This window comes from Cupriavidus sp. a3 (assembly GCF_051015765.1).
GTDB classification, from domain to species: domain Bacteria; phylum Pseudomonadota; class Gammaproteobacteria; order Burkholderiales; family Burkholderiaceae; genus Cupriavidus; species Cupriavidus oxalaticus_A.
The window spans coordinates 3,455,663-3,474,948 of sequence record NZ_CP170643.1; the positions used below are offsets into that span (position 1 = coordinate 3,455,663).

Sequence of the window (19,286 nt, forward strand, 5' to 3'; positions counted from 1 at the left end):
GTTACTTGCCCCCCTTGGCGGCTTCAGCCTTCAGCTCGTCGACAAGCGCGTCGAGCTTGTTGTCGCTCATGAAGCTGCACATGCGGGTGTTGTTGACGATCATCACCGGCGCGTCGCCGCAAGCGCCCATGCACTCGCCCTCTTTCAGGGTGAAGCAGCCGTCAGCGGTGGTCTCGTTGTAGTCGATCCCGAGCTTGCGCTTCAGGTACTCGCCAGCCCGCTCGCCACCCGACAGGGCGCACGGCAGGTTGGTGCAGACGGCGAGCTTGAATTTGCCCACCGGCTTGGTGTCGTACATGTTGTAGAAGGTCGCCACCTCTTCCACCCACACGGGCGGCATCTCGAGGTAGTTGGCGACGAACTGCATGACTTCGGGGGAAACCCAGCCCACCTCGCCCTGTGCCACGGCAAGCGCCGCCATCACGGCCGACTGCTTCTGGTCGGCCGGATACTTCGCGATCGCGCGATCGATTTCCTTGAGAGCTTCTGCTGATAGCATGGTCATTGCAGTAAAACGGCGGAGGCAGCGCCACTGGGCGTCCATCCGCAGGTTTGCAGCCGTCGCTGCCGTTCCGCCGGCGGGCCTTAGGCCTTGCCGGTCCGCCGCGGGTCTTCCGGGCCGCTCCGCTCGGCGGAGCACCTCGGAAAGCGCCCGGATCGTCGTCCGGGCCGGCGGTCCGTGATTAGCGGTCGATCTCGCCGAAGACGATGTCTTGCGTGCCGATGATCGTTACCGCGTCAGCAATCATGTGTCCCTTGGCCATTTCGTCCAGCGCGGCCAGGTGCGGGAAGCCAGGCGCACGGATCTTCAGGCGGTACGGCTTGTTCGCGCCGTCCGAGATCGCGTAGATGCCGAACTCGCCCTTCGGGTGCTCCACCGCTGCATACGCTTCGCCTTCGGGCACGTGGATGCCTTCGGTGAACAGCTTGAAGTGGTGGATCAGTTCTTCCATGTTGGACTTCATGTCCACGCGCGAGGGCGGCGCCACCTTGTGGTTATCGGTGATCACCGGGCCCGGGTTGCGGCGCAGCCATTCGATGCACTGCCTGATGATGCGGTTGGACTGGCGCATCTCTTCCACGCGCACCAGGTAGCGCGCGTAGCAGTCGCCGCCCACGCCCACCGGCACGTCGAAGTCCACCTTGTCGTACACCTCGTACGGCTGCTTCTTGCGCAGGTCCCACTCGATGCCCGAGCCGCGCAGCATCGGGCCGGTAAAGCCCATCTGCATCGCACGTTCCGGGCTGACCACGCCGATGTTGACCAGGCGCTGCTTCCAGATCCGGTTGTCGGTCAGCAGCGTCTCGTACTCGTCGACGTACTTCGGGAAGCGGTTGGTGAAGTCCTCGATGAAGTCCAGCAGCGAGCCCGAACGCGCTTCGTTCATCGCCTTGATGGCGCGCTCATTGTGGATCTTCGAGGCACGATATTGCGGCATCGTGTCAGGCAGGTCGCGGTAGACGCCGCCCGGACGATAGTAGGCCGCGTGCATGCGCGCGCCCGACACCGCCTCGTACATGTCGAACAGGTCTTCGCGCTCGCGGAAGGCGTACAGGAACACCGCCATCGCGCCAACGTCGAGAGCGTGCGCACCGATCCACATCAGGTGGTTCATGATGCGGGTGATCTCGTCGAACATCACGCGGATGTACTGCGCGCGGACCGGCACTTCCAGGCCCAGCAGGCGCTCGATCGCCATCACGTAGGCATGCTCGTTGGACATCATCGACACGTAGTCGAGACGGTCCATGTAGGGCACGCTCTGGATCCAGGACTTCTGTTCGGCCAGCTTCTCGGTGGCACGGTGCAGCAGGCCGATGTGCGGGTCGGCGCGCTGGATGACTTCGCCATCCAGCTCCAGCACCAGGCGCAGCACGCCGTGTGCGGCCGGGTGCTGCGGGCCGAAGTTCAGGGTGTAATTCTTGATGTCTGCCATGGCGCGTTCTCAGTGCTCCAAACCGCCGTACTTGTCCTCGCGGATCACGCGCGGCGTGATTTCGCGCGGCTCGATCGTGACCGGCTGGTAGATGACCCGCTTCTGTTCGGGGTCGTAGCGCATTTCGACAAAGCCGGAGACCGGGAAATCCTTGCGGAACGGGTGGCCGACGAAACCGTAGTCGGTCAGGATGCGGCGCAGGTCCGGGTGGCCGTCGAACACGATGCCGTAGAAATCGAAGGCTTCGCGCTCGAACCAGTTCACCGAGTTCCACACGTCGATCAGGCTGGCCACCACCGGGAAATCGTCATCCGGGGCGAACACGCGCACGCGCAGGCGCCAGTTGTGGGTGATCGAGAGCAGGTGCGAGACGGCGGCAAAGCGCGGGCCGTCCCAGGCGCCGTCGCCGAAGTCGGAATAATCCACGCCGCACAGGTCGATCAGCTGCTCGAAGCGCAGCGAGGGATCGTCGCGCAGGATGCGGGCGGCTTCCAGGTAGTCGTCGGCCTTGACGATCAGCGTCAGTTCGCCGGTCGCCTCGATCAGTTTCTGCACGCGCTTGCCGAGAGCCTTCTCGAGCGCGGCCTTCAGGATGTCGAGCTTCGCCATTTCAGCCCTTGCGCGCGATGGTGTTGGTACGCTTGATCTTGTTCTGCAGCTGGATCACGCCGTAGATCAGCGCCTCGGCCGTCGGCGGGCAGCCCGGCACGTAGATATCCACCGGCACGATCCGGTCGCAGCCACGCACCACCGAGTACGAATAGTGGTAGTAGCCGCCGCCGTTGGCGCACGAGCCCATCGAGATCACCCAGCGCGGCTCCGCCATCTGGTCGTAGACCTTGCGCAGCGCGGGGGCCATCTTGTTGCACAGCGTGCCGGCCACGATCATCACGTCCGACTGGCGCGGCGACGGGCGGAACACCACGCCGAAGCGGTCCAGGTCATAGCGCGCCGCGCCGGCATGCATCATTTCCACGGCACAGCAGGCCAGGCCGAAGGTCATCGGCCACAGCGACCCGGTGCGGGTCCAATTGATCAGCTTGTCAGCGGTAGTCGTGACAAAGCCTTCGTTGAGAACGCCTTCGATTGCCATTTCACATCACTCCCAATCGAGCGCGCCCTTTTTCCAGATGTAGACGAAGCCCACGATGAATTCCAGCAGAAACACGCCCATGGCGATGAAACCCGGCCAGCCGATATCCCTCAGGGCAACACCCCAGGGAAACAGGAAGGCGGTTTCGAGATCGAACAGGATAAAAAGGATGGCGATGAGGTAGTAGCGCACGTCGAACTTCATGCGCGCATCCTCGAATGCTTCGAAGCCGCACTCGTACGGCGACAGCTTCGCGGGATCGGGCTTGTTCGGACCGAGGATCCGACCAATCGACATCAGTGCCACGCCGAGCACGACACCGAAGATGATGAAGATGAGAACGGGGAAGTAGGCTTCGAGATTCAAGGTACGGCCAGCCTTATCTGGAATGTTGTCAACAGCACCAGCTGAAGCGGCGTCCTGTTGCCCACCCCAGGCGCTAAGCCACGAGAATCATGGCGCGCCGCCTTGCGGACTGCCGGAGTCCCACGCTCGGGTGCATTGCCCGGCCAGGGACTCCGATCAAGTTGTTTGGTGCCGACGGCGAGACTCGAACTCGCACAGCTTTCGCCACTACCCCCTCAAGATAGCGTGTCTACCAATTTCACCACGTCGGCTGGGGGAGAAACAATATTGCCTGGCGCCGGGTTTTCAGGCCCTTCAGGACTCTCGCTGGGGCGTTTGCCTTCGCTTAAGCCCCATCGCTGGGGAATCGTTTCAAGCCTTGCATTCTAACCTAAATTTCTTGCTTTGTTCAACGCACAACTGCAAAAAAACTCAGGAATCCGCCGCAAGGCAATCGGATTATTTCGGTACAGCGGGACCTGCGGGCGCCGAAGCGTCAGCAGCGGCGGCCGGGGCAGCGGCCGGGGCCGATGCGCCTGCCGTGGCCGGGGCCGAGGCCGGGGCGGCACCCATCACGCCCAGCGACGCAGCGGGCTTGTAGTTGCCCAGCAGCGTCAGCGCCAGCGTGCACACGAAGAACAGCGTGGCCAGCACGGCGGTGGTGCGCGACAGGAAGTTTGCCGAGCCGGTGGCACCGAACAGGCTGCCCGAGGCGCCCGAGCCGAATGCCGCGCCCACATCGGCGCCCTTGCCATGCTGGATCAGCACCAGGCCAATCACGCCCAGGGCCGACAGCACCTGCAACACCACCAACAAAGTCTTGAAGATTGCCATTTGATTTAAATAAGCGTTACTTGCCTGGTTACTTCCTGATCGAAACGAACCGAACGATCGGAACGGCCGGCATTCAGGCGTTGCCGATCGCGAGAAAATCTTCCGACTTCAGCGAGGCGCCGCCAATCAGCCCCCCGTCGATATCGGCCATGGAAAACAGTTCGGCCGCATTGTCGGGCTTGACGCTGCCGCCGTACAGGATGGCCATGCGCTGCGCCACGCCGGCGTCGCGCGCCGCAACCTTGGCGCGCAGGAAAGCGTGCACGGCCTGCGCCTGCGCGCTGGTCGCGGTCTTGCCGGTACCGATCGCCCAGACCGGCTCGTAGGCCAGCACCACGCGGCTCAGCTGCTCCGCCGACAGCGCGTCCAGCACTGCCTGCAGCTGGCGGCCGACGACGGCCTCGGTCTGATCGGCCTCGCGCTCGGCCAGCGTTTCGCCGACACAGACCACGGGGACGATACCGAATTCCAGCGCGCGCAGCGCCTTGGCAGCCACGACCTGGTCGGTTTCGCCATGGTAGGTGCGGCGCTCCGAGTGGCCGACCAGGGCATAAGTGCAGCCGAACTCACCCAACATCGAGGCAGCAACCTCACCGGTGAAAGCGCCACGCGCTTCGGCCGAGACATCCTGTGCACCCCAGGACACTTGCGAGCCGTTCAGCAGCGCCTGGCATTGTGCAAGATAGGGGAACGGTGCGCACACCGCCAGCGACGCACGCGCCACGCCGCCCTTGATCCCCTCCAGCAGCGCCGCGTTCGCAGCCAGGCTGCCATGCATCTTCCAATTGCCGATGACGAGCTTTTGTCTCACGAGGTGCCCCTCCAAAATCAAACCCGCTATTGTAGCGTGTGGCAGGGGCGGGGGCTACCGCCGCCCGACAACGGCGGGCGGCGGCATTTTGTTGCGTGACTTCGGCGCCGTCAGGCGGCGCACGGCATCACCAGGTCAGCACGATCTTGCCGATATGCTCGCTCGACTCCATCAGGCGGTGCGCGTCGGCGGCCTGCGCGGCCGGAAAGACCTGGTGGATCACCGGCTTGATCTTGCCGCCGGCCAGCAGCGGCCACACCTGCTCGTGCAGCGCCGCGGCGATCTTGCCCTTGAACGAGGCCGGCCGCGGACGCAGCGTCGAGCCGGTCACGGTGATGCGGCGGCGCAGGATATCGCCGAGCGGGATCTCGGCCTTGGCGCCGCCCAGCAGCGCAATGATGACGATGCGGCCATCGTCGGCGATGCACTTGAGCTCGCGCGCCAGGTACGGGCCGGCGACCATGTCGAGGATCACGTCGACGCCCTTGCCGCCGGTCAGCGCGGCCACCTCGGCAACGAAATCCTGGGTCTTGTAGTTGATCGCGCGATCGGCGCCCAGGTCCTCGCAGGCCTTGCATTTTTCATCGGTGCCGGCGGTGACGAATACCTTGAAGCCCAGCGCCTTGGCGATCTGGATCGCGGTGGTGCCGATGCCGCTGGAGCCGCCCTGGATCAGCAGCGTTTCATCCTTGCCACGCGGGCCGTGGCCCAGGTAACCGCGGTCGAACACATTGCTCCACACCGTAAAGAAGGTCTCCGGCAGCGCGGCGGCTTCGATATCGCTCAGGCCATCGGGCGCCGGCAATACCTGCGCCAGCGGCGCGGTGCACAACTGCGCGTAGCCGCCGCCCTGCACCAGCGCGCAGACGCGGTCACCCACCTTGAGGCCGAAGCGGTTGTCGGCATGCGACAGGTCGCCACCGACCACCACGCCCGCCACTTCCAGGCCAGGCAGGTCCGACGCGCCCGGCGGCACCGGATAGTTGCCGGTGCGCTGGAATACGTCCGGGCGGTTCACGCCGGCGGCGGCCACGCGGATCAGCACCTCGCCCGGGGCGGGCACCGGATCGGGCCGCTCGGTCAGCTGGAGGACTTCGGGGGCGCCGTATTCGCGGATCTCGATGGCTTGCATGCTTCTTTGCTCCTTGTCTTTGCTCGGTGTGAGCGTTGGCTCGATGGGGGCTCGATGGGTTGCCGCAGTGTAAACAAAAAAACGGCCGGGCATCGCCCGGCCGTTTTTCCGCGGCACCGCCTTGCGGCGGCACCTGTGGGACATTACTGCCCCGCTTACTGCTGCTGCTCCGAGCCGCCGCCCGGTGCTGCCGGGGCAGCGCCTTCGCCAGCGTTGATCGGGCTGATGCTGCCGCCCTCTTCGGCCAGCGCGGCCTTCAGCGACAGGCGCAGGCGGCCCTTCTCGTCGGCCTGGATCAGCTTGACGCGGACCTGCTGGCCTTCCTTCAGCCAGTCCTTGATGTCCTTCACACGCTCGTTGACGATTTCCGAGATGTGCAGCAGGCCATCCTTGCCCGGCAGGATGTTGACGATGGCGCCGAAGTCCAGCAGCTTCAGCACGGTGCCGTTGTAGATCTTGCCCACTTCGGCTTCCGCGGTGATGCCCTCGATGCGGCGCTTGGCTTCGGCCATGCCTTCGGTCGAGGTCGAGGCGATGGTGATGGTGCCGTCTTCCTGGATGTCGATGGTGGTGCCGGTTTCCTTGGTCAGCGCCTGGATGGTCGAGCCGCCCTTGCCGATCACTTCGCGGATCTTGTCCGGATGGATCTTCATGGTGATCATGCGCGGTGCGTGCTCCGACAGCTCGGTGCGGGCGTGGCCCATGGCTTGCTGCATGTTCGACAGGATGTGCAGGCGGCCTTCCTTGGCCTGCGCCAGCGCGACCTGCATGATCTCCTTGGTGATGCCCTGGACCTTGATGTCCATCTGCAGCGCGGTGATGCCGTTGTCGGTACCCGCCACCTTGAAGTCCATGTCGCCTAGGTGATCTTCATCGCCCAGGATATCGGTCAGCACGGCGAACTTGTTGCCTTCCAGGATCAGGCCCATGGCCACGCCGGCCACGTGCGCCTTGACCGGAACGCCGGCATCCATCAGCGCCAGGCAGCCGCCGCAGACCGAAGCCATCGACGACGAACCGTTGGATTCGGTGATTTCCGAAACCAGGCGGATGGTGTACGCGAACTCATCGTCCTTCGGCAGCACCGGGATCAGTGCGCGCTTGGCCAGGCGGCCATGGCCGATTTCGCGGCGCTTCGGGCTGCCCACGCGGCCGGTTTCACCGGTGGCGAACGGGGGCATGTTGTAGTGGAGCATGAAGCGGTCGCGGTATTCGCCGGCCAGCGCGTCGATGATCTGCTCGTCGCTCTTGGTGCCCAGCGTGGCCACCACCAGCGCCTGCGTCTCGCCGCGGGTAAACAGCGCCGAGCCGTGCGCGCGCGGCAGCACCGACGAACGGATCTCGATCGGGCGCACGGTGCGGGTGTCGCGGCCGTCGATGCGCGGCTCGCCGTTCAGGATCTGGCCGCGGACGATCTTGGCTTCCAGGTCGAACATGATGTTGCCGACTTCCACCTTGTCGGCTTCCACGCCGGCTTCGGCCAGTGCGGCGGCCACGTTGGCCGTCACTTCCTTCAGCTTCTGGCTGCGGGCCGACTTCTGGCGCAGCTGGTAGGCCTCCTGCAGCAGCGGCAGCGCGACTTCGGTGACCTTGGCGATCAGCGGCTCGTTCTTGGCGGCCGCGGTCCAGTCCCACTCGGGCTTGCCGCCTTCGCGCACCAGTTCATGGATGGCGTTGATGGCGGTCTGCATCTGCTCGTGGCCATAGACCACGGCGCCCAGCATCACGTCTTCCGAAAGCTGGTTGGCTTCCGATTCGACCATCAGCACGGCGCGCTCGGTGCCGGCGACCACCAGGTCCAGGTCCGAGGTGGCGATCTGCGAGCGGGTCGGGTTCAGCAGGTACTGGCCGTCCTTGTAGCCCACGCGCGCGGCGCCCACCGGGCCGCTGAACGGGATGCCCGACACGGCCAGCGCGGCCGACGCGCCGATCAGCGCGGGGATGTCGGCCGGCACTTCCGGGTTCAGCGACACCACGTGCACCACCACCTGCACTTCGTTGTAGAAGCCTTCCGGGAACAGCGGACGCAGCGGACGATCGATCAGGCGCGAGGTCAGGGTCTCGTTTTCCGACGGACGGCCTTCACGCTTGAAGAAGCCGCCGGGGATCTTGCCGGCCGCGTAGGTCTTCTCGATGTAGTCGACGGTCAGCGGGAAGAAATCCTGGCCCGGCTTCGGGTTCTTGGCGGCGACCACGGTCGCCAGCACCACGGTGTCTTCCACATCGACCAGCACGGCACCGCCGGCCTGGCGGGCGATTTCGCCGGTTTCCATGCGGACCTTGTGCTGGCCCCACTGGAATTCCTTGACGACCTTGTTGAACATGGACATATGCATTCCTTGTCTTGCGTGCACGCCGCGATCACTGCTTGCGATCGTTGCGCAGCGTGCCACGCCTGCGTTCTCAGCCGCAGGCTAACTGCCGGAGACAGCTGCAGTCGCAGGGAAGTGCTATGCCATTCCAGCGCGGCACTGTTGCCGATGCCGCGCTGGAATGACACAAAGCCCCGTTTCCTTGGCCGGTCCGGATACTAAAACCAGAAAAAAGAACAACTTACTCCGTTGCGCGCCTTGCCGCAACGGGGTCCGGCGAATCGAAATCCTCGCCGGAAGCAGTGAAGCGAAAATCACTCCAACCACCTGCAGCATTCCCGGCCGGCGCGGAATCGCCCGGCCAGAAAAGCAAAATGCCTGCCCCAGCAATGCTGAAGCAGGCATCCAGGCCTCACGCGAAACCGTGCAAACCCAGGAATCGCGCTGCCATCGTACGCAACCTCTTGCGCAAGCTTACTTGCGCAGGCCCAGCTTTTCGATCAGGGCGCGGTAGCGGTCGGCGTCGTTGGACTTGAGGTAGTCCAGCAGGCGGCGGCGGCGGCTCACCATGCGCAGCAGGCCGCGGCGGCTGTGGTGATCCTTCATGTTGGCCTTGAAGTGCGGGGTCAGTTCGTTGATGCGGGTGGTCAGCAGGGCCACTTGCACTTCGGGGCTGCCGGTGTCGTTGGCGCCACGGGCGAACTGCTTGATGACTTCGGACTTGTTGATATCGGCGACTGCCATGATGATTTCCTTTCACTTGCGACCGCCACAGCGCGGGATGCGCCGCATGCGTCGTGTCACGGATTTGCCGCCATCCGGCCAGGGGCCAGTCGACGACAGCCGCGCATTATAGCCGAAAAGGCGCGCGAGGAGAATCGCAACCGCGGAGCCTGCCGGGGCTCAAGGGCGCTCCATCCGGCACGTGGTCGGCAGCGTGGTCTGCGCCGCCTTCAGCTTGCGCACGGTGCGGAAGCCGTAGCCCGAGCCCTCGTTATCGAAACGCACCGCACCGCCCTGCTTGTCCATCACGGACACATAGAGCGGCTGCAGTACCTGGTGGTCCTCCGCGCGGACGGTGGCCTCATGGAAATCGTTGACGTAGCGCATGTTCTCCAGCGCCCGCGCCACCTTGACCGCATCGGTGGTGCCCGCTTTCTCGATGGCGCGCGCCAGCATTTCCACCATCATCTGCATGCGCAGATGCACGTAATCGTCCTTCGGCTCGGGGTAACGCGCGCGGAACTGCTGGTAAAACGCATCCGAGGCAGCGCCACCCACGTTCGGGTGCCATTCGGCCACGGCCAGCACGCGGCCGACGCCGGCATCGCCCATTGCCGCGGGCGCCCCCAGGCCGTTGCCGTAGAAGGTGTAGAACTTGGCCTGCAGCCCGCCCTCGCGCGCGGCCTTGACCATCAGGGTCAGGTCATTGCCCCAGTTGCCGGTGATGACCGCGTCCGCGCCGCTTGCCTTGATCTTGGCGATATAGGGGGCAAAATCCTTGATCTTGCCGATCGGATGGAATTCGTCGCCGACGATCTGGATGTCCGGTCGGCGCGCGGCCAGCATCTCGCGCGCCGAACGCGCCACCTGGTGGCCGAAGCTGTAGTCCTGGTCGATCAGGTAGACCTTGCGCACGGACTGGTCCTGCCGGATCACCTCGGTCAGCGCCTGCATGCGCATGTCGGCGCTGGCGTCGAAACGGAAATGCCAGAAGCTGCAGTTCTCGTTGGTCAGGCTGGGATCGACCGCCGAATAGTTCAGGAACAGCACGCGCGCATCGGGCTGGCGCGCATTGTGGCGGTTGATGGCAGAAACCAGTGCGCCCGCCACGGCCGAGCTGTTGCCCTGCAGGACGAAGGGAATGCGCCGGTCGGTCAGCGCGCGCAACTGGATCAGGCTTTCGTCGACATTGCCCTTGCTGTCGAATGTCACCAGCTCGAAGAGCCGCGCGCCCTCGGCGGTCTTGACGCCGCCGCGGGCATTGACGCGCTCGATCGCCAGGCGCAGGTTGCGCGCCACCGCCTCGCCCGCGTTGGCGAACGGGCCGGAAAGGCCGTCGATCATCCCCAGCCGGATCGGCTCCTGCGCGGACGCGCCTGCCGGCACAACCGCCGCCACTGCCAACAACAAGCCACCCAGCCAACCTCGCAACCGCGCCACACCCTGCATAGTCTCTCCCGGAAAGCGGTGGATGGTACGGCAGCACGCCGGTAGTGCGCAAATCACGGCCGCCTCCACTGCATCTGCCGCGATTCGCGTCGAATGCCGTCGTATTCGGCGAAGTAGCGGAGGAAAGCAGCGCCAGGACCACACAAGGCAGGCGGAGAACTACACTTTCGATATCACCCAGGCATTGACCGAGGCCGTCATGAACCCTGCAATCGCCGGCGGCGCCCGCCGGTTCTTACTGGCGCTTGCTGCCGCCCTGCTCTGCGCCTGCTCCACGCTGATGCCGGTCCAGGAAGGCACCAAGCTTGTCGGCCAGCCCAAGGCGGCGGTCCAGGCCATGTTCGGGCCGCCCACCGATATCACCGATATCTACAACCTGCCCGACGGGACCTCGCGCTGGATCTACTCCAAGCAGCCGCTGGGCCAGTACGCCTATGGCGCCGAGTTCGACCGCAACGGCAACCTCACCAGCTTCCGCAATATGCTGTCGACGCCGGAGCTGTACAAGGCGCAGGTCGGCACCTGGACCCGGGAGGATGTGGCGGAGCATTTCGGCGTGACGCGCCTGCCGGTCGAATATTTTCCGCGGATGCGCAATGAAGTCTGGTCCTACCGCTTCCGCCATGAAGACGTATGGCCATCGCTGTTCCACTTCTATTTCGACGATGCCGGCGTCCTGCGCCGGACCCAGATCACGCCCGACCCGCTCTACGACCCCGATGAAAGATTCCGCCGATGGTAGGGGCGATGGCAGGCGCACATGAAAAAGCCCGCCATCCCCGGGTCGGGAATGGCGGGCTTGGTCCGTACGCTCAGGCCGGGTAAGCCGTCCGCCGTCTTACGCAGAAGCCTTGGTCAGATCTGCGGATTGATCTTCTGCACGGCCTTGTCGTGCAGCTTGTTCAACGCGGCCAGGTAGGCCTTGGCCGAGGCGGCGACGATATCCGGGTCGGTCCCCACGCCGTTGACGATGCGGCCGGCCTTGGACAGGCGCACGGTCACTTCGCCCTGGGCCTCGGTGCCGCCGGTGATCGCATTCACCGAATACAGCACCATCTCGGCACCGCTGGCCACGCGCGACTCGATCGCATGCAGCGTGGCGTCGACCGGGCCGTTGCCCTCGCCTTCGCCGCTCTGCTCCTGGCCGTCCATGCTGAACACCACGCGTGCATGCGGGCGCTCACCGGTCTCGGAACGCTGCGACAGCGAGATGAAGCGGAAGTGCTCGTTCGCGTCATGCTGGGCCTCGTTAGAGACGATGGCCATGATGTCTTCATCGAAGATCTCGGCCTTCTGGTCGGCCAGCTCCTTGAAGCGGGTGAAGGCAGCATTGACTTCGCTCTCGCTGTCGAGCTCGATGCCGAGTTCCTGCAGACGCTGCTTGAAGGCATTGCGGCCCGACAGCTTGCCCAGCACGATCTTGTTGGCGGTCCAGCCCACGTCCTCCGCGCGCATGATCTCGTAGGTGTCGCGCGCCTTGAGCACGCCATCCTGGTGGATGCCCGAGGCGTGCGCGAAGGCGTTGGCGCCGACGACGGCCTTGTTCGGCTGCACCACGAAACCGGTGATCTGCGATACCAGCTTGGAGGCCGGCACGATCTGCGTGGTGTCCACGCCGACGTCCAGGTCGAAGTAGTCGCGGCGGGTCTTCACCGCCATCACCACCTCTTCCAGGCTGGTGTTGCCGGCGCGCTCGCCCAGGCCGTTGATGGTGCACTCGACCTGGCGCGCACCGCCCAGCTTGACCGCGGCGAGCGAGTTGGCCACTGCCATGCCAAGATCGTTATGGCAGTGCACCGACCAGATCGCCTTGTCCGAATTCGGGATGCGCTCGCGCACCGAGCGGATCAGCGCCGCGTAGCCCTCCGGCACGGCATAACCCACGGTGTCCGGCAGGTTGATGGTGGTCGCGCCCTCGGCGATCACGCCTTCGAGCACGCGGCACAGGAAGTCCATGTCCGAGCGGCTGCCGTCTTCCGGCGAGAACTCGATATCGTCGGTGAACTGGCGCGCAAAGCGCACTGCCAGGCGAGCCTGCTCGTACACCTGGTCCGGCGTCATGCGCAGCTTCTTCTCCATGTGCAGCGCGGACGTGGCGATAAAGGTGTGGATGCGGAACGAGTTGGCGGGCTTGAGCGCTTCGGCCGCGCGGGCGATGTCCTTGTCGTTGGCGCGGGCCAGCGAGCAGATGGTCGAATCCTTCACCACCTGGGCGATCGAGCGGATGGCTTCGAAGTCGCCGTTCGAGCTGGCCGCAAAGCCGGCCTCGATCACATCGACCTTCAGGCGTTCCAGCTGGCGCGCGATGCGGATCTTTTCCTCGCGGGTCATGGAAGCGCCGGGCGACTGCTCGCCGTCACGCAAGGTGGTGTCGAAAATGATGAGTTTGTCAGACATTTTGTGGAGCTCCTGAGTAGCTTCTGGTGTGCCGTCCCCGGCCTGCCGTGTCCGGGGCTTACCGCCTGTTCCGCGCTCCACGGCTGTGGAATGCAAAACGCCCCGGCGTGCACGAGCAGGCCGGGGCGTTGGTGTTCCTTACGGATTCCGCGCTAAGGGTAGCGTTGTCCTCAGCGCGCGCGCGTCCCGACCTGATGGCCTAGTAGGCCACCTAGGGTGGTGCGGGCGAGTAGGACTTGGCGCGAAATCATGGGAGCGACTATAGCCGGTTTGGCGCGCCCGTGCAATACAGGGTTTTGCCGCACGCGCCCGCGGATCTGTGCGCGCCTCGCCTCAACCCTTGGGCGGGATGCGCAGCTTCTGGCCGGGGTAAATCTTGTCCGGATGCGACAGCATCGGCTTGTTGGCCTCGAAGATCTTGTTGTACTCGGCACCGTTGCCATAAGCGGCCTGCGCGATCGCCCACAGCGTGTCGCCCTTGACCACGGTATGCCATTGCGACTCTGCCGACTCGACGTTCACCGACATCTTGTCCTCGACCTTGTCCACGCCCTCGACATTGCCGGCGCACAGGATGATCTTCTCGCGCGTGGCCTGGTCCGGCGCCACGCCGAACACCGTCACCAGACCCCGCGAGCCATCCACCTGCACCATCAGCCCGGTGGCATCGAGCCCCATCTTCCTGATGTACGCCTCGATCGCATCGCCCGCGGCACGGTTGGCGGCATCGACCTTCTCGGCCGACGTATCCGCCGCCGCGGCCTGCTGCGCCGCCTTGGCCTCGCCGGTGCCGAACAGCTTTTCCCCCGCTTCCTTGATGAAGTCGAACATGCCCATGACATCCTCCTGACGGTAAGTGGAAAACACTGCAGAGTGCCACGGCCAGCGGCCGCGGCGTAAAAACAACTGTGAAACCGGGAAAGCACGAAGGGCGCCTTAGCGCCCTTCCCTGCCCACAACCATCAACCGTTGCCGCCGTTTCCGCCATTGCCGCTTTCGCGCGCCTTGCGGACCCCGCCCGGCTGCCCGTGCAGGGCACGCCAGCCCCACAGCACGTAACCCGAGATCGCGTAGGCGACGAACAGCCCGAACAGCGCCACCGGCGGATCGGTCGACACCACCACGAACAACACCAGGACCAGCACCATCATGCCGAACGGCACGCGGTAGCGGACATCCAGCGCCTTGCCGCTGTAGAACGGCGCATTGGACACCATCGACAGCCCAGCGTACAGCGTGATGCCGAACGCCACCCACGGCATCCACAGTTCCTTGACCGGCAGCTTGTTGTCGATCACCAGCCAGACAAAGCCGGCGACCAGTGCCGCGGCAGCCGGGCTGGGCAGGCCCTGGAAGAAGCGCTTGTCGACCACGCCGATATTGGCGTTGAAACGCGCCAGCCGCAGCGCCGCGCAGGTGCAGTAGACGAAGGCCGCGATCCAGCCCCACTTGCCGAGGTCATGCAGGATCCATTCGTACATCACCAGCGCCGGCGCGACGCCGAACGAGGTCATGTCCGACAGCGAGTCATACTGCTCGCCGAACGCGCTCTGCGTATTGGTGATGCGCGCCACGCGCCCGTCCATGCCGTCGAGCACCATGGCCGCGAAGATCGCGATGGCGGCCACGTCAAAGCGCATGTTCATCGCCTGCACGATGGCGAAGAAGCCGGCGAACAGCGCCGCGGTGGTGAACGCATTGGGCAGCAGGTAAATGCCGCGGCGGCGCGGCCGCTGGCGCTCATAAGCGATGTCGTGGTCGTCCGCGGCATCGTCGTCATAGTCCTCGGCACCGCGCAGCTGGTTATGGCGGAACGGGCGCAGATGCGTCACGTTGCCGCTGCTGCCCCGTTTGTTACGTCGATTGAAGGCAACCATCGCAGTCCTCCTGTGTTCCTGTCGTCCTGGTCAGGCCTTCGCTCACTTCACGTCGAGTTCGGCGAGGATCGTCGACGACGCCGACACCTTCTCGCCAATGGTCACGCGCGGACGCGCGTCGAGCGGCAGGTACACGTCCACGCGCGAGCCGAAGCGGATGAAGCCATAGCGCTGGCCGCGCGCGAGCTTGTCGCCGGCCTTGGTGTAGCAGAGGATACGGCGCGCCACCAGGCCGGCCACCTGCACCAGCGTGACCACCTGGCCATCGGTCGCGCGACGGATGACCACCGCATTGCGCTCGTTCTCGACCGAGGCCTTGTCGAGGTCGGCGTTGACGAACTTGCCCGGGAAATATTCGACCTTCTCGACCGCGCCGTCGACCGACACGCGGTTCGAGTGCACGTTGAAGACGTTCATGAAGACGCTGATCTTCAGCGCCTCGCGATTGGCGTACGGATCCATGGTCTTCTCGACCACGACGATGCGGCCGTCGGCCGGCGCCAGCACCGCGTTGGGCGCCGACGGGATCGGGCGCGGCGGATCGCGGAAGAACTGCAGCACGAACACCGTGATGATCCACAGCGGCAGCGCCCACCAGAAGCCCGCGCTGGCGTGCACCAGCAGCGAAATGACAAAGGCGCCGGCCAGGAACGGCCAGCCTTCACGGGCGATCAGCGGATGAGGATAGTTCATGCAGTACGTGTTTCGGTGGAGTCAAAATCAGGGCGAGGCGGTGCGGCAGCGGCGATATCCGCCGGGGCGGCGCTGGCCGGCTCATGTCGGTTACGTGCCACGGAGCAGCATCAGGCGCACGCCTTGCCCGAAAAGTTCGACAAGGATAACAAAAAGCCGTTCAGGTCCCGGCAGTCCCCTTCCGATGATAGAAGGGCAAGGCACGGAACGCTGAACGGCTTCGGCCCGCCGCCGTGCGGCGCGGGCCATCAGGCAGCGCTACAGATCAGTTCTTCGACTGGTCGACCATCTTGTTCTTGGCGATCCACGGCATCATCGCGCGCAGCTTCTCGCCCACCACTTCGATCTCGTGCTCGGCGTTCAGGCGGCGGCGCGAGATCAGGGTCGGGGCGCCGGCCTTGTTCTCCAGCAGGAAGCTCTTGGCGTATTCGCCGGTCTGGATGTCCTTCAGGCACTGCTTCATCGCCTTCTTGGTCTCCTCGGTCACCACGCGCGGGCCGGTGACGTACTCACCATATTCCGCGTTGTTGGAGATGGAGTAGTTCATGTTGGCGATGCCGCCTTCGTAGATCAGGTCGACGATCAGCTTCAGTTCGTGCAGGCACTCGAAGTAGGCCATTTCCGGCGCGTAGCCGGCTTCCACCAGGGTCTCGAAGCCAGCCTTGATCAGCTCGACGGTACCGCCGCACAGCACGGCCTGCTCGCCGAACAGGTCGGTTTCGGTTTCTTCGCGGAAGTTGGTCTCGATGATGCCGGCACGGCCGCCGCCGTTGGCGGTGGCGTACGACAGGGCGATGTCACGGGCGGCGCCGGACTTGTTCTGGTGCACGGCGATCAGGTGCGGCACGCCGCCACCTTGCGTGTACGTGGCGCGCACGGTGTGGCCCGGGGCCTTCGGCGCGATCATGATCACGTCCAGGTCGGCGCGCGGGATCACGGCACCGTAGTGCACGTTGAAGCCGTGGGCGAAGGCCAGCGCGGCGCCTTCCTTGATGTTGGCGTGCACTTCGTTCTTGTACACGTCGGCGATCTGCTCGTCCGGCAGCAGGATCATGACCACGTCGGCGCCCTTGACGGCCTCGGCCACTTCCTTGACCTGCAGGCCGGCGTTGGCGGCCTTGTTCCACGACGCGCCGCTCTTGCGCAGGCCGACCGTCACGTTGACGCCCGAATCCTTGAGGTTCAGCGCGTGGGCGTGGCCCTGCGAGCCATAACCGATGATGGTGACGTTCTTGCCCTTGATCAGCGAGAGGTCGGCGTCCTTGTCGTAAAACACTTTCATGATAAATCCTTCAATCTCTGTCTTTTATATGAGGGGGGCGGCATCCTCGTGCGCATTGTGTGCGCACGGATCGCGCCGCCCGGGGGATACTGCTTGAACCTGTGCGATTGGCTGCGAGCGGCGCCGGATCAGACCTTCAGGATGCGCTCGCCGCGGCCGATGCCCGAGCCGCCGGTACGGACGGTCTCCAGGATGGCGGTACGGTCGATCGCGTCCAGGAACGCATCGAGCTTGACGCCGTTGCCGGTCAGCTCGATGGTGTAGGTCTTCTCGGTGACATCGATGATGCGGCCGCGGAAGATGTCGGCGGTGCGCTTCATTTCCTCGCGCTCCTTGCCCACCGCGCGCACCTTGACGAGCATCAGCTCGCGCTCGATGTGCGCGCCTTCGGTCAGGTCGACCACCTTGACCACCTCCACCAGGCGGTTCAGGTGCTTGGTGATCTGTTCGATGATGTCATCCGAACCGGTCGTGACGATCGTCATGCGCGACAGCGAGGAGTCCTCGGTCGGCGCCACGGTCAGCGTCTCGATGTTGTAGCCGCGGGCCGAGAACAGGCCCACCACGCGCGACAGCGCACCGGCTTCGTTCTCCAGCAGGACCGAAATGATGTGTCGCATTACAGGTCCTCCGCGCCGAGCAGCATTTCGGAAATGCCCTTGCCCGCCTGGACCATCGGCCAGACGTTTTCGGTGGGATCGGTCTGGAAGTCCAGGAACACGGTACGGTCCTTCAGGCGGAACGCCTCGCGCAGCGCCGGCTCGACGTCAGACGTCTTCTCGACGCGCATGCCGACATGCCCGTAGGCCTCGGCCAGCTTGACGAAATCGGGCAGCGCGTCCATGTAGGAATGCGAGTAGCGGTTGTCGTACTCGATCTCCTGCCACTGGCGCACCATGCCGAGGTAGCCGTTGTTGAGCGAGCAGATCTTCACCGGGGTGTCGTACTGCAGGCACGTCGACAGTTCCTGGATGCACATCTGGATCGAGCCTTCACCGGTGATGGTGACGACTTCCTTCTCCGGGAATGCCTTCTTGATGCCCATCGCGTACGGCAGGCCCACGCCCATCGTGCCCAGGCCGCCGGAGTTGATCCAGCGGCGCGGCTCGTCGAACTTGTAGAATTGCGCGGCCCACATCTGGTGCTGGCCGACGTCGGAGCAGATAAAGGCGTCGCCGTGGGTCAGTTCCCAGATCTTTTCCACCACGTACTGCGGCTTGATGATCTCGGAGCTGCGGTCGTACTTCAGGCAGTCCACCGAGCGCCATTGCTCGATCTGCTCCCACCACTTGGCCAGGGCTTCGCGCTTGGGCTTGACGTCGCTGGCCTTGAGTTGTGCGATCAGTTCCTGCAGCACGTCCTTGACGTTGCCGACGATGGGAATATCGACCTTGACGCGCTTCGAGATCGAAGACGGGTCGATATCGATATGGATGATCTTGCGCGCCTGCGAGGTGAAGTGCGACGGGTTGCCGATCACGCGGTCGTCGAAGCGGGCACCGATGGCGATCAGCACGTCGCAGTTCTGCATGGCCATGTTGGCTTCATACGTGCCGTGCATGCCGAGCATGCCGACGAACTGCTTGTGGGTGCCGGGGAACGCGCCCAGGCCCATCAGCGTGTTGGTCACCGGGTGGCCGGTCATCGCGGCCAGCTGGCGCAGTTCATCGCTGGCATTGGCCAGCACCACGCCGCCGCCGCTGTAGATGTACGGACGCTCGGCGTTCTGCAGCAGTGCCACCGCCTTGCGGATCTGGCCCGAGTGACCCTTGTTCACCGGGTTGTACGAGCGCATGTCGATCGACTTGGGGTACTCGTACTTGCAGGCATTGCGCGAGACATCCTTGGGGATGTCCACCACCACCGGGCCCGGACGGCCGGTGGAGGCAATGAAGAACGCCTTCTTGATGGTCGCGGCGAGGTCGCGCACGTCCTTCACCAGGAAGTTGTGCTTGACGATCGGGCGGGTGATGCCGACGGTGTCGCACTCCTGGAAGGCGTCCTGGCCAATGGCGTGGGTCGGCACGTTGCCGGTGATCACCACCATCGGGATCGAGTCGAGGTACGCGGTGGCAATGCCGGTGACGGCATTGGTCACGCCGGGACCGGAGGTCACCAGGGCGACACCCACCTTGCCGGTTGCGCGTGCATAGCCGTCTGCGGCATGGACCGCGGCCTGCTCGTGGCGCACCAGGATGTGCTCGAACTTCTTTTGCTTGTGGAGCTCGTCGTAGATATACAGCACTGCGCCGCCGGGGTAGCCCCAGACGTACTCGACGCCTTCTTCGGCAAGTGCGTGAACGAGGATTTCCGCCCCGATCATTTCGGGTGCGGCAGATGAATTGCTGTCTGCGTGGGAGAATTCCGCGCTGGGCATGTTCATTTCAGTCCTTTGCAATTT

Annotated in this window: 19 protein-coding genes and 1 tRNA gene; 1 reads left to right on the forward strand and 19 read right to left on the reverse strand. The window is 64.6% G+C overall.

Annotated features, from left to right (window positions below; genetic code table 11):
* Position 1: 1 nt before the first annotated feature.
* From nuoE to ACAD63_RS16640, 12 genes are all read right to left on the reverse strand, one after another.
* On the reverse strand, positions 2-499 hold the full coding sequence (nuoE, locus tag ACAD63_RS16585) for an NADH-quinone oxidoreductase subunit NuoE (protein WP_133094164.1): 498 nt from the start codon (positions 497-499) through the stop codon (positions 2-4).
* A 184-nt stretch (positions 500-683) separates the two neighbouring features.
* Positions 684-1,937, reverse strand: a complete 1,254-nt coding sequence (locus tag ACAD63_RS16590) for an NADH-quinone oxidoreductase subunit D (RefSeq protein WP_434032970.1) — start codon at positions 1,935-1,937, stop codon at positions 684-686.
* 9 nt (positions 1,938-1,946) lie between these two features.
* Positions 1,947-2,546 (reverse strand): NADH-quinone oxidoreductase subunit C, encoded by a 600-nt coding sequence (locus ACAD63_RS16595; RefSeq protein ID WP_434032971.1) that lies wholly within the window; start codon positions 2,544-2,546, stop codon positions 1,947-1,949.
* Position 2,547: 1 nt separating this feature from the next.
* Complete coding sequence (locus ACAD63_RS16600; RefSeq protein ID WP_011297145.1) at positions 2,548-3,030, reverse strand: NuoB/complex I 20 kDa subunit family protein; 483 nt, start codon at positions 3,028-3,030, stop codon at positions 2,548-2,550.
* A gap of 6 nt (positions 3,031-3,036) precedes the next feature.
* Positions 3,037-3,396, reverse strand: a complete 360-nt coding sequence (locus tag ACAD63_RS16605) for an NADH-quinone oxidoreductase subunit A (RefSeq protein WP_010809131.1) — start codon at positions 3,394-3,396, stop codon at positions 3,037-3,039.
* 166 nt (positions 3,397-3,562) lie between these two features.
* Positions 3,563-3,647: transfer RNA gene (locus ACAD63_RS16610), tRNA-Leu, on the reverse strand.
* A gap of 187 nt (positions 3,648-3,834) precedes the next feature.
* Complete coding sequence (gene secG / locus ACAD63_RS16615) at positions 3,835-4,209, reverse strand: preprotein translocase subunit SecG (RefSeq protein WP_133094161.1); 375 nt, start codon at positions 4,207-4,209, stop codon at positions 3,835-3,837.
* A gap of 73 nt (positions 4,210-4,282) precedes the next feature.
* Positions 4,283-4,987, reverse strand: a complete 705-nt coding sequence (gene tpiA / locus ACAD63_RS16620) for a triose-phosphate isomerase (protein WP_240745985.1) — start codon at positions 4,985-4,987, stop codon at positions 4,283-4,285.
* A gap of 160 nt (positions 4,988-5,147) precedes the next feature.
* Positions 5,148-6,152 (reverse strand): NAD(P)H-quinone oxidoreductase, encoded by a 1,005-nt coding sequence (locus tag ACAD63_RS16625; RefSeq protein WP_135704880.1) that lies wholly within the window; start codon positions 6,150-6,152, stop codon positions 5,148-5,150.
* Between the two features lie 155 nt (positions 6,153-6,307).
* Positions 6,308-8,482, reverse strand: a complete 2,175-nt coding sequence (gene pnp / locus ACAD63_RS16630) for a polyribonucleotide nucleotidyltransferase (RefSeq protein WP_434032972.1) — start codon at positions 8,480-8,482, stop codon at positions 6,308-6,310.
* Between the two features lie 456 nt (positions 8,483-8,938).
* Positions 8,939-9,208 carry a 30S ribosomal protein S15 gene (gene rpsO, locus ACAD63_RS16635; RefSeq protein WP_010809136.1) on the reverse strand — a complete coding sequence of 90 codons (270 nt, stop codon included), beginning with the start codon at positions 9,206-9,208 and terminating at the stop codon, positions 8,939-8,941.
* Between the two features lie 159 nt (positions 9,209-9,367).
* Entirely contained in the window at positions 9,368-10,636 is a 1,269-nt protein-coding gene (locus ACAD63_RS16640; RefSeq protein WP_135704879.1) for a branched-chain amino acid ABC transporter substrate-binding protein, read from the reverse strand.
* Between the two features lie 199 nt (positions 10,637-10,835).
* Here ACAD63_RS16640 and ACAD63_RS16645 point away from each other — a divergent pair, with 199 nt between their 5' ends.
* Positions 10,836-11,378 carry a hypothetical protein gene (locus tag ACAD63_RS16645; RefSeq protein WP_434032973.1) on the forward strand — a complete coding sequence of 181 codons (543 nt, stop codon included), beginning with the start codon at positions 10,836-10,838 and terminating at the stop codon, positions 11,376-11,378.
* Positions 11,379-11,491: 113 nt separating this feature from the next.
* On the opposite strand, the gene ACAD63_RS16650 is transcribed toward ACAD63_RS16645, so the two are convergent.
* The 7 genes from ACAD63_RS16650 to ACAD63_RS16680 form a co-directional block, all read right to left on the reverse strand.
* Entirely contained in the window at positions 11,492-13,033 is a 1,542-nt protein-coding gene (locus tag ACAD63_RS16650) for a 2-isopropylmalate synthase (protein WP_063241466.1), read from the reverse strand.
* Positions 13,034-13,366: 333 nt separating this feature from the next.
* Complete coding sequence (lysM, locus tag ACAD63_RS16655; protein WP_434032974.1) at positions 13,367-13,870, reverse strand: peptidoglycan-binding protein LysM; 504 nt, start codon at positions 13,868-13,870, stop codon at positions 13,367-13,369.
* Between the two features lie 125 nt (positions 13,871-13,995).
* Positions 13,996-14,910 carry a CDP-diacylglycerol--serine O-phosphatidyltransferase gene (gene pssA / locus ACAD63_RS16660; RefSeq protein WP_133094154.1) on the reverse strand — a complete coding sequence of 305 codons (915 nt, stop codon included), beginning with the start codon at positions 14,908-14,910 and terminating at the stop codon, positions 13,996-13,998.
* A 42-nt stretch (positions 14,911-14,952) separates the two neighbouring features.
* A complete protein-coding gene (locus ACAD63_RS16665) occupies positions 14,953-15,603 on the reverse strand; it encodes a phosphatidylserine decarboxylase (RefSeq protein WP_133094153.1) in 651 nt (216 codons plus the stop codon).
* A 265-nt stretch (positions 15,604-15,868) separates the two neighbouring features.
* The gene (ilvC, locus tag ACAD63_RS16670) at positions 15,869-16,885 is read right to left on the reverse strand and encodes a ketol-acid reductoisomerase (protein WP_092314074.1); all 1,017 of its coding nucleotides are present in this window, start codon (positions 16,883-16,885) and stop codon (positions 15,869-15,871) included.
* A 128-nt stretch (positions 16,886-17,013) separates the two neighbouring features.
* Positions 17,014-17,505, reverse strand: coding sequence for an acetolactate synthase small subunit (ilvN, locus tag ACAD63_RS16675; protein WP_116308864.1), 492 nt, complete (start codon positions 17,503-17,505; stop codon positions 17,014-17,016).
* Positions 17,505-19,268 (reverse strand): acetolactate synthase 3 catalytic subunit, encoded by a 1,764-nt coding sequence (locus ACAD63_RS16680; RefSeq protein ID WP_133094152.1) that lies wholly within the window; start codon positions 19,266-19,268, stop codon positions 17,505-17,507. The genes ilvN and ACAD63_RS16680 overlap by 1 nt, the downstream gene beginning before the upstream one ends.
* Positions 19,269-19,286: the final 18 nt, after the last annotated feature.

Excerpts from the sequence above, each read along its gene's own strand:
- nuoE (WP_133094164.1), bottom strand. The coding sequence starts at position 499 with ATGCTATCAGCAGAAGCTCTCAAGGAAATCGATCGCGCGATCGCGAAG.
- ACAD63_RS16590 (WP_434032970.1), bottom strand. The coding sequence starts at position 1,937 with ATGGCAGACATCAAGAATTACACCCTGAACTTCGGCCCGCAGCACCCG.
- ACAD63_RS16595 (WP_434032971.1), bottom strand. The coding sequence starts at position 2,546 with ATGGCGAAGCTCGACATCCTGAAGGCCGCGCTCGAGAAGGCTCTCGGC.
- ACAD63_RS16600 (WP_011297145.1), bottom strand. The coding sequence starts at position 3,030 with ATGGCAATCGAAGGCGTTCTCAACGAAGGCTTTGTCACGACTACCGCT.
- secG (WP_133094161.1), bottom strand. The coding sequence starts at position 4,209 with ATGGCAATCTTCAAGACTTTGTTGGTGGTGTTGCAGGTGCTGTCGGCC.
- tpiA (WP_240745985.1), bottom strand. The coding sequence starts at position 4,987 with ATGCATGGCAGCCTGGCTGCGAACGCGGCGCTGCTGGAGGGGATCAAG.
- ACAD63_RS16625 (WP_135704880.1), bottom strand. The coding sequence starts at position 6,152 with ATGCAAGCCATCGAGATCCGCGAATACGGCGCCCCCGAAGTCCTCCAG.
- pnp (WP_434032972.1), bottom strand. The coding sequence starts at position 8,482 with ATGTCCATGTTCAACAAGGTCGTCAAGGAATTCCAGTGGGGCCAGCAC.
- rpsO (WP_010809136.1), bottom strand. The coding sequence starts at position 9,208 with ATGGCAGTCGCCGATATCAACAAGTCCGAAGTCATCAAGCAGTTCGCC.
- ACAD63_RS16640 (WP_135704879.1), bottom strand. The coding sequence starts at position 10,636 with ATGCAGGGTGTGGCGCGGTTGCGAGGTTGGCTGGGTGGCTTGTTGTTG.
- ACAD63_RS16645 (WP_434032973.1), top strand. The coding sequence starts at position 10,836 with ATGAACCCTGCAATCGCCGGCGGCGCCCGCCGGTTCTTACTGGCGCTT.
- ACAD63_RS16650 (WP_063241466.1), bottom strand. The coding sequence starts at position 13,033 with ATGTCTGACAAACTCATCATTTTCGACACCACCTTGCGTGACGGCGAG.
- lysM (WP_434032974.1), bottom strand. The coding sequence starts at position 13,870 with ATGGGCATGTTCGACTTCATCAAGGAAGCGGGGGAAAAGCTGTTCGGC.
- pssA (WP_133094154.1), bottom strand. The coding sequence starts at position 14,910 with ATGGTTGCCTTCAATCGACGTAACAAACGGGGCAGCAGCGGCAACGTG.
- ACAD63_RS16665 (WP_133094153.1), bottom strand. The coding sequence starts at position 15,603 with ATGAACTATCCTCATCCGCTGATCGCCCGTGAAGGCTGGCCGTTCCTG.
- ilvC (WP_092314074.1), bottom strand. The coding sequence starts at position 16,885 with ATGAAAGTGTTTTACGACAAGGACGCCGACCTCTCGCTGATCAAGGGC.
- ilvN (WP_116308864.1), bottom strand. The coding sequence starts at position 17,505 with ATGCGACACATCATTTCGGTCCTGCTGGAGAACGAAGCCGGTGCGCTG.
- ACAD63_RS16680 (WP_133094152.1), bottom strand. The coding sequence starts at position 19,268 with ATGAACATGCCCAGCGCGGAATTCTCCCACGCAGACAGCAATTCATCT.